General features: G+C 53.8%; 12 protein-coding genes. 6 read left to right on the forward strand and 6 right to left on the reverse strand.

Translation table 11 applies throughout. The features are described 5' to 3' along the window. Window positions 1-122: 122 nt before the first annotated feature. The 5 genes from PCI15_RS13090 to speB form a co-directional block, all read right to left on the reverse strand. Window positions 123-1,157, reverse strand: a complete 1,035-nt coding sequence (locus tag PCI15_RS13090; protein WP_271270401.1) for an extracellular solute-binding protein — start codon at window positions 1,155-1,157, stop codon at window positions 123-125. A gap of 20 nt (window positions 1,158-1,177) precedes the next feature. After that, window positions 1,178-3,931: a bifunctional diguanylate cyclase/phosphodiesterase gene (locus PCI15_RS13095; RefSeq protein ID WP_271270402.1), complete on the reverse strand. Its 2,754-nt coding sequence runs from the start codon at window positions 3,929-3,931 to the stop codon at window positions 1,178-1,180. 171 nt (window positions 3,932-4,102) lie between these two features. After that, window positions 4,103-4,789 (reverse strand): hypothetical protein, encoded by a 687-nt coding sequence (locus PCI15_RS13100; RefSeq protein ID WP_271270403.1) that lies wholly within the window; start codon window positions 4,787-4,789, stop codon window positions 4,103-4,105. Window positions 4,790-4,969: 180 nt separating this feature from the next. Next, window positions 4,970-6,091, reverse strand: coding sequence for a polyamine ABC transporter substrate-binding protein (locus tag PCI15_RS13105; RefSeq protein WP_271270404.1), 1,122 nt, complete (start codon window positions 6,089-6,091; stop codon window positions 4,970-4,972). A 177-nt stretch (window positions 6,092-6,268) separates the two neighbouring features. Further along, the gene (speB, locus tag PCI15_RS13110) at window positions 6,269-7,204 is read right to left on the reverse strand and encodes an agmatinase (RefSeq protein WP_271270405.1); all 936 of its coding nucleotides are present in this window, start codon (window positions 7,202-7,204) and stop codon (window positions 6,269-6,271) included. Between the two features lie 140 nt (window positions 7,205-7,344). Here speB and PCI15_RS13115 point away from each other — a divergent pair, with 140 nt between their 5' ends. The 3 genes from PCI15_RS13115 to PCI15_RS13125 are packed head-to-tail and all read left to right on the forward strand — an operon-like array spanning window position 7,345 to window position 8,799. Beyond that, entirely contained in the window at window positions 7,345-8,271 is a 927-nt protein-coding gene (locus PCI15_RS13115) for a LysR family transcriptional regulator (protein WP_271270406.1), read from the forward strand. 19 nt (window positions 8,272-8,290) lie between these two features. Then, window positions 8,291-8,578: a BrnT family toxin gene (locus PCI15_RS13120; RefSeq protein WP_271270407.1), complete on the forward strand. Its 288-nt coding sequence runs from the start codon at window positions 8,291-8,293 to the stop codon at window positions 8,576-8,578. Next, a complete protein-coding gene (locus PCI15_RS13125) occupies window positions 8,575-8,799 on the forward strand; it encodes a BrnA antitoxin family protein (RefSeq protein WP_271270408.1) in 225 nt (74 codons plus the stop codon). The genes PCI15_RS13120 and PCI15_RS13125 overlap by 4 nt, the downstream gene beginning before the upstream one ends. A gap of 26 nt (window positions 8,800-8,825) precedes the next feature. On the opposite strand, the gene PCI15_RS13130 is transcribed toward PCI15_RS13125, so the two are convergent. Beyond that, window positions 8,826-9,878: a GlxA family transcriptional regulator gene (locus PCI15_RS13130; protein WP_271270409.1), complete on the reverse strand. Its 1,053-nt coding sequence runs from the start codon at window positions 9,876-9,878 to the stop codon at window positions 8,826-8,828. A gap of 285 nt (window positions 9,879-10,163) precedes the next feature. Between PCI15_RS13130 and PCI15_RS13135 the strand changes: the two genes are divergently transcribed. The 3 genes from PCI15_RS13135 to astA are packed head-to-tail and all read left to right on the forward strand — an operon-like array spanning window position 10,164 to window position 13,675. Next, window positions 10,164-11,393 carry an aspartate aminotransferase family protein gene (locus tag PCI15_RS13135; protein WP_271270410.1) on the forward strand — a complete coding sequence of 410 codons (1,230 nt, stop codon included), beginning with the start codon at window positions 10,164-10,166 and terminating at the stop codon, window positions 11,391-11,393. Window positions 11,394-11,402: 9 nt separating this feature from the next. After that, window positions 11,403-12,656 (forward strand): hydrolase, encoded by a 1,254-nt coding sequence (locus tag PCI15_RS13140; RefSeq protein ID WP_271270411.1) that lies wholly within the window; start codon window positions 11,403-11,405, stop codon window positions 12,654-12,656. Further along, window positions 12,656-13,675, forward strand: coding sequence for an arginine N-succinyltransferase (gene astA, locus PCI15_RS13145; protein WP_271270412.1), 1,020 nt, complete (start codon window positions 12,656-12,658; stop codon window positions 13,673-13,675). The genes PCI15_RS13140 and astA overlap by 1 nt, the downstream gene beginning before the upstream one ends. Window positions 13,676-13,711: the final 36 nt, after the last annotated feature.

The raw sequence follows: 13,711 nt of genomic DNA on the forward strand, positions 1-13,711 counted from the left end.
GCTAATCTAAATTATCATATTCACAAGGTTACGTTTAGATCACAGCGCAATTTTCTGTCCGGGACATTGTATCGGGCAATCTGAAGTCTGCAATGATTTTTTCTGCTCATTCCGACATTTAATCATTCATCATAACCGACCTTTTCAACCAGCTGCAGAGCCTGCTGACGACGTGCAGCTATCTGCCCCAGCGGCTGATCATCCTCTTTAAAGTCGCCCATGTATGTTTCGATCAGTTCAGCCCGGGGGGTATTAACCCGCACCGGAAATTCAAAATTGCCCTGCGCATACATAAACTGCGCCTGTTCAGCACTGAGATATTCCATCAGCCGGATAGCCTCTTCCCGGTGAGGTGCATACCGGCTGAGGGCTATGCCACTGATATTCATGTGCGCCCCGCGGTCCGCCTGATTAGGAAAAACCAGCCTGACCGCCCCCGCCCAAACTTGCTGTTCAGGCTTACGTTCATTCGTCAGGATCTTGCCAAAGTAGTATGAGTTTGCCAGGGCAACATCACAGACGCCGTCGCTGATGGCTTTAATCTGCGCCCGGTCATTACCGGTTGGTCGCCGGGCCAAATTATCTTTCACGTCCCTGAGCCACTGTTCAGTCGCCGTCTCACCGTTGGCCAAAATCAGACTGCTCACCAGAGACAGCATATACTTATGCTTGCCGCTACGGCTGCACACCCGCCCTTTCCAGCGGCTGTCAGCCAGTTCTTCATAGCGACCGATAGCATCCGCGGCGAGACGCTCTTTCGAGGTATACAGGATGCGGGACCGGGCGGTAAGACCAAACCACTGAGAATCGGCATCACGGTACTTCGCAGGGATATTCTCTTTCAGTACATCGCTTTTGACCGGCTGAATCAGCCGGGCCTGCTTGAGGGCATACAGCGGGCCGATATCGGCTGTCAGAATCAGATCAACCACAGAACGGTCGCCTTCTATTTCAAGCCGCTTCACCAGCCCCTTCCTGACGTAGACAACATTCACCTGGATACCCGACACCGCTTCAAACGAGTCAAGTATCGGCTTAATCAGAAATGGTTGGCGGTAAGAATAAATATTAATTTCAGCCGCCGGCACAACACTGCTCAGCAACAGACACACGCCGCCACACAGAACAGCTGTACGCTTCATCAGATCAGTACTCATCAGATTCAAACCTTACACATTTACACCGGCAGCGGTTGCACCTGTACAGTGATATCCCCTGCAGCGGAATCATCTCCCAGCACCCGGGTATATTCACTCAGCACCAGTGGTTTATAAAACAGAAAGCCCTGCCCGTACCGACAATCCAGATCAGCGAAAAACTGTTGTTGCCGGAAGGTTTCGATACCTTCCGCGGCAACAGTCAGGCCGAGCAATTCGGCCATTTTGACCGTTGCCTGCAAAATAATGGCCTGGGTATTATCCGGTGCCAGCTTACTGACAAAAGAACGGTCGATCTTCAGCCCGCTCAGCGGATAGGTCACCAGCCGCTCCAGTGAGCTGTGGCCGGTGCCAAAATCATCAATGTAAATGCCGATCCCCATTTCATGCAGAGCCTGCAACTGTTTAATCGCCAGCTCTTCATGGCTGTACAGGGCGCTCTCGGTGACTTCAAGGCGCAGGTTATGAGGCTGCAGCTGACAGCGGCTCAGCAACCGGCTAACCTGCCGGAGGATTGTGTCACTCAGCAGCTGCTTGGGAGATACATTCACGTTAACGAACAAACGCTGATTACCGGTCAGCCTGACAAGGCCGGCAAGATCAGTAACCGCCTGCTGCAATACCCAGTCACCGATTGCCTGAATCAGGTTCAGCTCTTCCGCCAACGGGATAAACTCCACCGGGGAGACGTCACCCAACAACGGGCTGGACCAGCGCAGCAAAGCCTCACTGCCCTTAATTTTAGAGTCATTCAGCGCCACCACAGGCTGATGACACAGTACCAGCTCATTATTTTCAATCGCACTGCGCAGACACACTTCCAGCCGGATACGGCGCTGGGCTCTGGCATTCAGGCGGTCATCATAGAGCACCTGGCTGTCACGGCCATTGCGCTTTACCTCATACATCGCCAGATCCGCCTGACGCAGGCCGTCTTCGGCGCTCTGACAGGCCTTATCCAGCAGGCTCAGCCCCAAACTTGCTGTGGTCTGAAAACAATTACCGTCACTGAATACAAAGGGCTCCTGCATGGTTTCCAACACCCGGGCAGCCAGTAACTGCAGACGGGCACTGCCCTGCACCTCCGTCACAAATACAGCAAACTCATCGCCGCCAAAGCGGGCGATCAGATCCGACTCCCGGAAGCAATCTGTCAGCCGCGCAGAGAACTGCTGCAAAAGCTCATCACCGATAGCATGACCGTAGGTATCATTGACCGCTTTAAAACGGTCCAGATCGATGAAAAACAACCCGGTCCCCAGCGCACCATACGTATTCAGATGGTGATCAATCCGGGCCACAAATGCTGGCCGGTTGTACAAGCCGGTGAGCGCATCCCGTTCAGCCTGATGCTGTAACTTCAGTTGTGCCAGTTTACGTTCGGTGATGACACTGATAGAGCCTTCGTAATAGCTGTCCCCCTGGCCATCATCAACGATGTAGGCGTTTTCAACCAGCCAGACCGGCTGGCCGGCTGAATCGGTCCCCTGCCATTCGAAATTGACTACCCGGCCGGAGGCTTTCAGTTCATGAACCAGCGCACTGAACACGTCAGGATCATGATGCAGTTGTCCGGGCACACTCTTCACCTCCTGATGCAAAGTATCCTGGGAGCTGAAACCGAACGCAGCCGCAAAGGCAGGGTTCGCCTTCAGCAGGCGGCCTGACACCGAGGCCCGGTAAATGCCATCGACCGATAGCATAAACAGCTGGCTGTACTCATGCTTTACCGCCCGCAGCCGGAGGGTTCTGTTGGTAAATAAACGTTCTATCTTCAGGGCATAGCGTCGCGACGTATAGATATACATCAGCACCATGATGCTCACCCCGAGCAACGCCAGACCCACCAGGTTCGACAGGGCAAACCAGCGGGTGTAGCCCGGCCGGGTCTGATCATAAAAGGTAAACCGTAACTGACGTCCGCCCAGTGTATACGCCATCGAACGTGTCGCCTCAGGGGCAACATCATACCGGCAGCGGCTACCGGATAAATGGTTGCTGCGGAACAGGACCCCCACACCGGCACCGGTCATATCAGCCACCTGCACGCACAGGCCGGCCTGAACCGCCTGCTGCCCGAGCAACACTTCCAGCGCATTGCCGATGTCGATCGCTGCGGATACATAGCCATAGAGCGATGCATAGCGGGGCATATCTGACTGCGGCTCGAATACACCAAAAACAAGGCGGGAGAGGTGCTCATTCCCGTCTGACTGCTCAACAATGGCGATCTGCAAACCGGCATTCTCTGCCGCGGCCACAAAAGCATTGCTGTATTCAGGCACCGCCACCAGATTGGTGCCCAGCGTGATACCGTCCATATCAGAAGAAGAACTGTAAAGTAACGGGAACAAATCAGGGAACGGTGTGTGCAGCCCCGTATCAGGGGCACGGACAGCAAAATCAAACTGCCCTTCAGCGCGGGCCTGCCGGGTAAGTGCCTCAGCCGCCTCTACCGCTACCTTAGGTAACCATTCAAACGAAGCGATGCCGTAATCCGATATATTCTGCGAGACAATAAAGTGATCAAATTCCCAGCGCTTCACGCTGCCACTGATTTCAATAAAGCTGCGCAGGGAAGACAGACCGCCCACCAGCTCGTTCAGGGCTGCACGCACGACACTGAACTGCCCTGCCGCCCGTTCCTCAAGGGTGCGCTCATACTCACGCTGCTCCAGACCAGCCGTTACACGGTAAGCAGCCCAACTGCTGGGCAACAGAATACAGGTGGCAAGGAACACCATGACAAGCGGGGAAACTGAACGCTTTTTCACGCAATCATTATCTCTCAGATCACACCGGCAAAACCCCGGTGACAGGCTGAACATCAGAATGCGCGACTGGCGAATGCCAGAAGCGCACATCAATAATGATAATGATTTTTATTTAGATAACAAAGATCAATTACCCATTTTGTCATTTTAGGCTATTTGCCTGCCCCTGATCTAAACCATCGCCCTGTTATCAGCCATCATCTGTAACTGACCGTCTTCAGAAAAGCTCAGGCTGACCTCGGGATACCGGGCGTTATCATTCAGCAAATGGCTGAAACGTTGCAGGATTGAATCAATTTCTGCCTGAGAATCCGCAGCATCCAGCGCATCATGCATAGGCTGCAAACTCTGTAACGCAGCGAGATGGGAACTCAGGCCGTTAACGGTCGACAGCATCCGGGACATTTCCTGATCCTGCCCCAGCGCGTCTTTGAGTTGCTCCGCGTATGGATAATCTGCGGGCAGAACAATTTGTCCCTGATTATCAAACTCAATTTTTTCCGGCGCTTCTGGAATGTTATTGGCCGCCAGAAAATCAGGAAAACGCTGACTGATATGCTGCTGCAGCGCTTTGACATTCTCTGCGCTGGGCATCAGCAATGCGCCGGTATCCAGCACACCGTCTTTCAGATGAGAACCGGGCTTAAAAAAACTGTCCAGATCAACATCTTTACGGCCAGCGCCGGTCTCCATGGTATAAATCGCCTGACTGGCAGACATTTCGCGACCCTGCGCCGACACAGTGACCGCTTCTGGCTGGCCAGACGTTGCCGCCTGACGATCGCCGTTTGCCGCTGAACGGACACGGGGAGCTGAGGAAACCGCTGGCTGTACCACGGCTGATTGCTGAATATACATAGCTTTTCCTTAAGTCTGTGCCCACCGGATGACAGGCAAAAATATATCTCAGGAAAAGATAAGCAAAAATAAGACCATCAACCCACAGCAGCGGCTCACCCCGGATGCTGTGATGAAAACACCCCCGCCCTGCAGGCCTGTCCGCTTCAGCCAGACTTGCAGATGACGGGGGCAAAACGGCTACTGCCGGTTAGCCTTGATCATGGTCCAGGCACGGGTCAGCAAACGGTCGTATTTAGCGGTATGCGTATTCTGGGTGAACAGGCTGGCTTTCACATCCTCATCGGGATAAATGCCCTTATCATTTTTAACTTCATCCAGCAGATAAGGATCAACCTTGTTGTTGGCAACCGCAAAATACGCGAAGTTAGAGACCGCCGCTGCATTCTCAGGCCTCAGGATGTAATCAATAAACCTGTGGGCAGCCTCTTTATGGGGTGCATCCGCCGGAATAGCCATCAGGTCGAACCACACCAGCGAACCTTCTTTAGGTATCCGGTACTCAATTTCAATGCCCTGACCGGCCTCAGCGGCCCGGCTCTGGGCCTGAAGGACATCGCCGTTATAGCCCATTGCCAGACACAACTCGCCATTGGCCAGATCAGAAGTAAACTGTGAAGAGGTAAACTTTGTGTAATAAGGCCGCACCGACTGCAGTAAAGCGGTGGCTTTTTTCAGGTCAGATTTTTTCTCGGAATTCGGATCAAGCCCCAGATAATGCAGCGCCATAGACACCACTTCCGCCGGCGAGTCCAGTACACTGACCCCACAGTCCTGCAGTTTACTGACCACTTCCGGTTTGAACAGCAGATCAAGGCTGTCGAAAGGCACGTCTCCCAGGCGCTGTTTTAATGCCGCAACGTTATAGCCCAGACCGATCGTGCCCCAGGTATAAGGTACATTGTACTGATTACCGGGATCATGCCGGGCAACCTTGGCGCGCATATCTTCATCCAGATTACCGGCATTACTCAGCAGGCTCATATCGATGGGCGCATAGATTCCCGCCTTAGCCTGCCGCTCAAGAAAGGCAGCCGTTGGCACCACCACATCATAACCACTGCCGCCGGCCATGAGCTTGGCCTCCAGAACTTCATTCGAATCGTAGACGTCATAATTGAGCTTAATGCCGGTCTCTTTCTGGAAGTTTTCCAGCACCGCAGGATCGATATAGTCCGACCAGTTATAGACGTTCAGCACCTGCTGTTCGGCCATCACTGAACCACTGATACCCAGCGCCAGCACAGCAGCAGAAATGCCGCTCACCAGAGGCGTTGATTTAAGATTATTGAGTACACGCATCACAGATCTCCCGGATTATTTTTATTCTCAGAACAGATGCTTCAGCCACAACTCATCCTGTGCAACCAAATACATAATGGAAAGGGGCACATGACTGAAAGCGGATAAATCAGAAATTCAGCAGATGCCTGCCTGCTACCCTGAGGACGCGGGTAACAGACAAGCTATTTTAAGCGACTAGACAGCGCCGCCGTTGGCAGCCAGAACGTACAGATACTCAAGCGCAAGGGTTGCGCCTGCAAGTGAAGTGATTTCAGCGTGATCATAAGCCGGGGCGACCTCGACTACATCCATGCCGATAAGATCCAGCCCCTGCAGGCCACGGATCACCTTCAGGGCACAGTCAATACTGATACCCGCCGCCACTGGCGTACCGGTACCCGGCGCAAACGCAGGATCAAGGCCGTCAATATCAAAGCTGACATAGACTTTCTTATTGCCAACCCGCTCGTGAATCCGCTTCAGGGTTTCCTGCGGGCCGTTATCACCCACCCAGGCAGCATCCAGCACCTCAAAAGGGTGATTCTTACGGTTATAGGAGGTACGGATACCAATCTGCAAAGAATGCTCTGTATCCACCAGCCCCTCCACCACCGCATGATGGAACAGGGTGCCGTGATCGTACTTACTGCCGCCGTCGTAGGTATCGGTATGAGCATCAAAGTGAATCAGCGCAACCGGACCGTGCTTTTTAGCGTAAGCCCGTAATACCGGCAGCGTGATAAAGTGATCGCCGCCAAAGGTCAGCGCAGATTTACCGCTTTCCAGAATCTGGCTGATATGGGCTTCCAGGTTATCCACCAGGGTCTGCGGCTCACCGTGCTTAAAAGAAACATTGCCGGAATCTTCAACTTTAAGGTGATTATCCAGCGCAAAAGTCCAGGGCCAGCGCGCGCCCTCCCACACCAGCTGTGCAGATGCCTGACGTACACCGGTCGGCCCGAAACGGGCACCCGGCCTGCCGGAAGTCGCCATATCAAACGGCACTCCGGTCACCACCACATCGGCATCACTGGTCTGTAAACTGGTAACCTGCGGGAATTCCATAAACGTCATTCCAAGACCGCCATAAATAGGCATATCTGCGTCGGCAATATTCATAGAAGCTGACATTACTCACCTCGATACGGGCAGCCTCTTGCTACCCGGATTATTGTTATTGCTCACCAAGGTAACTCCGGGGTTATAATTAGTGAAACGCATAGTTTCAATACAACTATGCATAAGATTAATACCATCAGGATTATTGCCCTATGCAGGCACTGAGACAGTTCGACCTGAACCTGCTGATCATCTTCGAAGCCCTGATCAGCGAATGCCATGTCAGCCGCGCTGCTGAAAAAGTTTTCCTCAGCCAGTCAGCGATGAGTCACGCCCTGAACCGGTTACGGGAATACTGCGACGATCCGCTGCTGGTACGTACTGCCAACGGTTTGCAGGCCACCCCCAGAGCGCTGGAAATGCTGCCGGAAGTCCGCCGCGCCCTGCAGCTGATCGACCGCACCCTTGCCAAACCGGAAGCTTTTGATGCGGCCCGCAGCAACCGGGTATTCACCATCGCCTGTACCGATTACTTTGAAGCCGTTATTTTTCCGGGGCTCTTTGCCCGGTTACAGCAAACGGCTCCCGGGGTCCGGATTAATGTCGAAATGATCACCGATGCCAGCAGCCGGGAAAAACTGGAAAACCGCAGCGTCGATCTGGTGGTTGGTGTTGATGCCAGCCACCGGATTCCCAAGCATCTGGTCACCGAAGACTGGCTCAGCGAACATCTTGTCTGTCTGGCCGGCCAGCAAAACAGCCGCATCAGCAATCAGCTCAGTCTGCAGGAATATCTGGACATTAATCACGTGGTGTTTTTCGATCAGGTCGGCGACACCGCCAACCCCGTCGACAGCTGGTTGCAGAGTCAGCAGCTCAGCCGCCATCACAGCGTCCGCACCACCAACTATATGGCGGCCGCCCGGATTGTCGCCCAAACCGGTGCCATCGCCACCCTGCCTTACCAGATGGCCCGGCTGTTCTGTGATCTGTTGCCGGTAAGGATTGTCACCCCGCCGGCCAATATGCCGGTCATCGACATGCAGATCCTCCACCACCCCCTGTTCGATAACGATCCGGGGCTGATCTGGCTACGGGAAACCATCAAGCAATACGATGGGTATTTGACATCAGCATAGGCGTACATACACTGTATGTATGCTTATATTTGAATGGAACTCAATTAAAGCTGAATCGAACATACTGAAACATGGGATATCTTTTCCAGAAGCCCAAACAGTGTTCACGGATGAACAGGCACTGCAGTTTTTCGATCCGGAGCATTCTTCAGAAGAAGACCGCTTTATCATGCTGGGCATGAGCGCTCACACCCATGTTCTGGTTGTGTGCTATTGCGAGCGGAACAATGGCAATATTATCCGGATCATCTCAGCGCGCAAGGCAACCAAAAAAGAGCACAACTATTATATGGAGCACCGGGGATGAAAGAGGAATATGATTTCGCCAGTATGGAGTCACGAAGCAATCCCTATGCTGCGCGATTAAAAAAACCGGTAACAATCCGTCTGGATGAAGAAATTCTCAGCTATTTTAAAGCGATGTCCACCGATACAGGCATCCCGTACCAGAGCCTTATCAACCTGTACTTGCAAGACTGTGTGAATCAGCAACGCAGGATAGATATCACCTGGCAACAGGAAAAATAACCCCGTTAACCTGAGCGCTCAGGCCTTCAGAAAGAATTCCGCGAGCGGCCTAACCCGCTGGGCATAATGCCCTCCGTGACTTCCACCCGGTTACGTTCTTCACGGGGTGAAACGCCGTAATGATTCCGGTAAGCCGTGCTGAAATAAGAGGCACTGGAAAAACCGCATTCGTTGCCAATTTCAGCGGCCGGTTTATCACTCTGGCGTAACAGCTGCCGGGCACGCTCCAGCCGCAGCTCCAGATAGTGTTTCGACGGGACGGTTTGCAGATGCTGTTTAAACAGCCGCTCCAGATGCCGGCGGGAAATACCCACCAGCTCCGCCAGATCTTCACTGCTCAGAGGCTCTTCCAGATTAGCTTCCATCAGGCTGACCGCCTCGATCAGTTTCGGCTGGCTGGCGCCGATACGGTTTTTCAGCGGTATCCGCTGCTGGTCATCCCCGGCACGCATTCGCTCACAGATAAACTGTTCCGAAATCGCGCCGGCCAGTGACATATCAAAATGCTGACCGATCAGAAACAGCATCATGTCCATTGAAGCAGTACCACCACTGCAGGTATACCGCTTGCCGTCGATTTCAAACAGGGTATTCATTACCTGAGTCTGAGGAAACTCTGCCTTCAGGCTGGCCATATCCCACCAGTGAATGGTGGCACGGTGTTCATTCAGTAACCCGGCACAGGCGAGAATATAGGAACCGGTACCTATACCGCCGATCGCCAGTGACGTATTCGCCTGACGGCGCAGCCAGGCAATAATCGCCTCATTGCCGGTCCGGGCGATGGGGCTGGCACCGCAGACAAATACTGCATCCAGCGTCGGCATGGTCGCCAGACTGCAATCTACCAATGTCTGCACACCGAAACTGCTGGCCACCGCTTCACCGTCATGACTGATCAGGACCGTTTCATAACAGTCTTCACCGGTCACCCAGTTAGCCATTCGTAACGGCTCGATAGCGGAAGAAAACGCAATTAATGAAAAGTTAGGCAGCAGCAGAAAGCCGAAACGGTACGGCCGTTCCGGCTTGTTCGCTAACGTCACTATCTGTTGAGGCGTAATCTGTTCCGCTGCCATCTGTACAACCATTTACCGATAAATCAGGACCACATTCCGTAAATGACAAAAATCTAAAGTCCTTACGAAAACTTGTATTAATCATACGCAGCCACCGGGGCTCTGTCGCGAAGATTGCCCCGAACCAGGCCCAAAATGGCAACAAACTAAAAGTTTATGTCGCAGGACATAAACTTAACATCTTATCTCCACGATAGGTTTTGTTAGTATTTTAATAAGACAACACGGCTTGCAGATACACAAACACAGCAAGTCACGATAACAACACTGATTAGGAAGATAACAATGACCAGCACACAGGTTACCCGGGCAGATTTTGATGAGGTAATGGTACCTAACTACAACCCACAACAGTTCATCCCTGTACGCGGTGCCGGTTCACGTGTCTGGGATCAGAATGATATCGAATACATCGACTTCGCCGGTGGCATCGCAGTAAACGCACTGGGTCACGCCCACCCTAAACTGGTGGCAGCGCTGAAAGGCCAGGCCGACCAGCTCTGGCACCTGAGCAACACCTGCACCAATGAGCCGGCCCTGCGCCTGGCACAGAAGCTGACTGCAGCCACCTTTGCAGACAAGGTATTCTTTGCCAACTCCGGCGGTGAAGCCAACGAAGCCGCTTTCAAACTGGCCCGTAAATTCGCCTACGACAACTTTGGTCCGGAAAAGAACGAAATCATTGCGTTCCATCAAGGCTTCCACGGCCGTACCCTGTTCACGGTATCAGTCGGTGGTCAGGAGAAATACCGGATCGGTTTTGAGCCGGTACCGGGCGGCATCTCCCACGTACCCTTTAACGATCTGGACGCCCTGAAAGCAGCCATTTCTGAGCGCACCTGCGCAGTGGTCATGGAACCGATTCAGGGTGAAGGCGGCGTACTGTCTCCGGATGCAGACTTCATGCGCGGCGTACGTGAACTCTGTGATCAGCACAATGCCCTGCTGGTACTGGATGAAGTACAGACCGGCGTTGGCCGGACCGGCAAGCTGTATGCATACATGCACTCTGATGTTAAACCGGACATCCTGACCACCGCCAAAGCACTGGGTGGCGGCTTCCCGATCGGTGCAATGCTGTGTACTGATAAAGTTGCCCCAAGCCTGAACTTCGGTACCCACGGCAGCACCTACGGCGGCAACCCGCTGGGCTGTGCGGTGGCAGAAGCGGCTCTGGATATCATTAACACCCCGGAAGTACTTAATCAGGTGGGTGATAAACGGGCTGTTTTCGAATCTGAACTGCAAAAACTGAATGAAAAATACGGCATCTTTAAAGATGTGCGTGGTGGCGGCCTGCTAATCGGTGCTGAACTGACCGAAGCATGGCACGGCAAGGCAGCTAAATTCCTGGCTGGTGCCCGTGATGCCGGCGTGATGATTCTGGTTGCAGGCCCTAATGTGCTGCGTTTCACCCCGTCCCTGATTATCCCGGACGAAGACATTGCTGAAGGCATGGCCCGTCTGGACAAGGCCATTGCTCAGGTTATTGAAGCTGAACAAGCGGCAGAATAAGGGCTGACTATGAATCACGATCTTACCCAATGGCTGACCTGGCTGGACGACGAATACCCGGACATGCTGGGCAAAACCATCGAGCTTGCTAACATCAACTCCGGTAGCCTGAACGTTGCCGGCGTTAACAGCGTTGGCGACAAGCTGAAGGAATATGCGCAAGTGCTTGGCGGTAAGATCGAAACCCTGCCGGTCAGCCCGTATGAGCTACTGGATGCTAACGGCGTTCTGCAATCCCTGCCACTGGGGGATGCAGTACGGATCTCAAAACGGCCTGAAGCACCGTTACAGGTATTCTTCTGCGCCCATATGGACACAGTATTCGCCATCGACAGCGACTTCCAAACGGTCACCTGGTTAGACGATGAAACCATCAACGGGCCTGGGGTCAGCGACCTTAAAGGCGGCATTATCGTCATGCTTAAAGCCATTGAAACGCTTGAACGCAGCCCCTACGCCGACAGGATCGGCTGGCAGATACTGTTCAACCCGGATGAAGAAATCGGTTCACCGGGCTCCGCTGCCCTGATTCAGGACGCAGCGAAAACCGCCCACCTGGGCATGATTTACGAACCGAGCTTTCCGGACGGTAACCTGGCCGGCGCCCGTAAAGGCAGTGGCAACTTCAGCGTCAAAGCCACCGGTAAAGCCGCCCATGCAGGCCGTGAACACCACCTGGGACGCAACGCGATCCGTGCCATGTGTGACTTCGTCAGCCAGCTGGACGACCTGAATGGCCAGCGAGAAGGCGTCACCATTAACCCCGGCTTCATTGAAGGCGGCGGCGCGGTGAACATCGTCCCTGACCTCTGTGTTTTCCGCTTTAATATCCGCCTCGAACAGCCGGAAGACGAAGCCTGGTGCCTGGAACACATTCAGCGCCTGCTGACAGACATCAACAACCGCGACGGCCTTGAACTGGAACTGTTCGGCGGCTTTGGTCGTAAGCCGAAAGTACTGTCCCCGACCAATACCCGGTTATTTGAACTGGCGCAGGAATGCGGCAGCAATCTGGGTATGAAAATCGAATGGCTGCCAACCGGTGGTTGCTGTGACGGCAACAACCTGGCAGCAGCCGGTGTGCCTAACATTGACACCCTGGGCGTTCAGGGTGGCAAAATTCACTCCAGTGACGAATATATGAAAGTCCGTTCTCTGACAGAGCGGGCCAAGCTCAGTGGCCTGATGCTGCTGAAACTGGCCAGCAGCGAAGACATCCGCTGGCTTACTGATGCCAAAAACAGCTGTGCAGGAGAACACTGATGCTGGTCGTACGCCCGGTTACCTTTGCTGACCTTGCCGGCCTGGAAAGGCTGGCGGTGATTTCCGGCGGCAGCATGACAACCCTGCCCGCCAACCGGGATCATATCGGCGAACTGATCAACCGTACCCAGCAGTCACTGCGTAAAACGGTGGAAATGCCCGGTGAAGAAAGCTATCACTTTGTCCTCACCGATACAGACAGCGGCGAGATACTCGGCGTCAGTGGTATTGATGCCACCGTGGGCATCACCACCCCGTTTTATTCTTACCGCATTGATGAAGTGGTCCATGCCTCCAGCGAGCTGCAGATCCACAACAAGGTACCGGCCCTGCACCTTTGTCAGGATTACACCGGCGCAGCCCGGCTCTGCACCCTGTTTCTGGACCAGCAAGCCCGTACCGCGGAAAACCTGCAACTGATCTCCCGTGCCCGGATGATGTTTATCGCCCGGCAACCGCAACGCTTTGCCAGCCGGATCATTTCTGAACTGCAGGGCGTAGCCGATGAAAATCACCAGTCACCTTTCTGGGAAAGTCTGGGCCGGCACTTCTTCAGCATGGACTTTACCAAGGCAAACTACCTGACCGGCATTAACTCCAAAGGCTTCATTGCCGACCTGATGCCGCATTATCCGGTGTATGTTCCGATGCTCAGCCCGGCCGCCAAAGCCGCCCTGGGCAAGACCCGCCCGGATCAGCAACCGGTGCTGGATCTGCTGGAAAACGAAGGCTTCCGGTTCCGCAATTACGTGGACATTTTTGACGCCGGCCCAACACTTGAAAGTCGCACAGACGACATTCGCTCAGTCCGTGCCAGCAACACTCAGACTGTCCGCGTGCAGGATGCAACACCGCAACCGGGCGGCAATGAAATCGCCATGCTGATCAGCAATCACGCATTAGGGGAATTCCGCTGCCTGCTTGCAGACGTTGATCCGCAGCACCCGGTGCTGACAGCTGAGCAGGCACGGCAACTGCAGCTCAGCGATGGTGACGAAGCCCTGTTACTGGCCGTTTAATGCCTAAAATATACTTTAATAAAATACCTTAACAAA

The sequence above is a fragment of the Aliamphritea hakodatensis genome (assembly GCF_024347195.1).
GTDB lineage: Bacteria > Pseudomonadota > Gammaproteobacteria > Pseudomonadales > Balneatricaceae > Amphritea > Amphritea hakodatensis.

Bases quoted from the DNA above. Each gene is read 5' to 3' on its own strand.
- PCI15_RS13125 (WP_271270408.1), top strand. From the start codon at position 8,575: ATGAAAGAGGAATATGATTTCGCCAGTATGGAGTCACGAAGCAATCCC.
- PCI15_RS13100 (WP_271270403.1), bottom strand. From the start codon at position 4,789: ATGTATATTCAGCAATCAGCCGTGGTACAGCCAGCGGTTTCCTCAGCT.
- PCI15_RS13140 (WP_271270411.1), top strand. From the start codon at position 11,403: ATGAATCACGATCTTACCCAATGGCTGACCTGGCTGGACGACGAATAC.
- astA (WP_271270412.1), top strand. From the start codon at position 12,656: ATGCTGGTCGTACGCCCGGTTACCTTTGCTGACCTTGCCGGCCTGGAA.
- PCI15_RS13120 (WP_271270407.1), top strand. From the start codon at position 8,291: ATGCTTATATTTGAATGGAACTCAATTAAAGCTGAATCGAACATACTG.
- speB (WP_271270405.1), bottom strand. From the start codon at position 7,204: ATGTCAGCTTCTATGAATATTGCCGACGCAGATATGCCTATTTATGGC.
- PCI15_RS13115 (WP_271270406.1), top strand. From the start codon at position 7,345: ATGCAGGCACTGAGACAGTTCGACCTGAACCTGCTGATCATCTTCGAA.
- PCI15_RS13105 (WP_271270404.1), bottom strand. From the start codon at position 6,091: ATGCGTGTACTCAATAATCTTAAATCAACGCCTCTGGTGAGCGGCATT.
- PCI15_RS13135 (WP_271270410.1), top strand. From the start codon at position 10,164: ATGACCAGCACACAGGTTACCCGGGCAGATTTTGATGAGGTAATGGTA.
- PCI15_RS13130 (WP_271270409.1), bottom strand. From the start codon at position 9,878: ATGGCAGCGGAACAGATTACGCCTCAACAGATAGTGACGTTAGCGAAC.
- PCI15_RS13090 (WP_271270401.1), bottom strand. From the start codon at position 1,157: ATGAGTACTGATCTGATGAAGCGTACAGCTGTTCTGTGTGGCGGCGTG.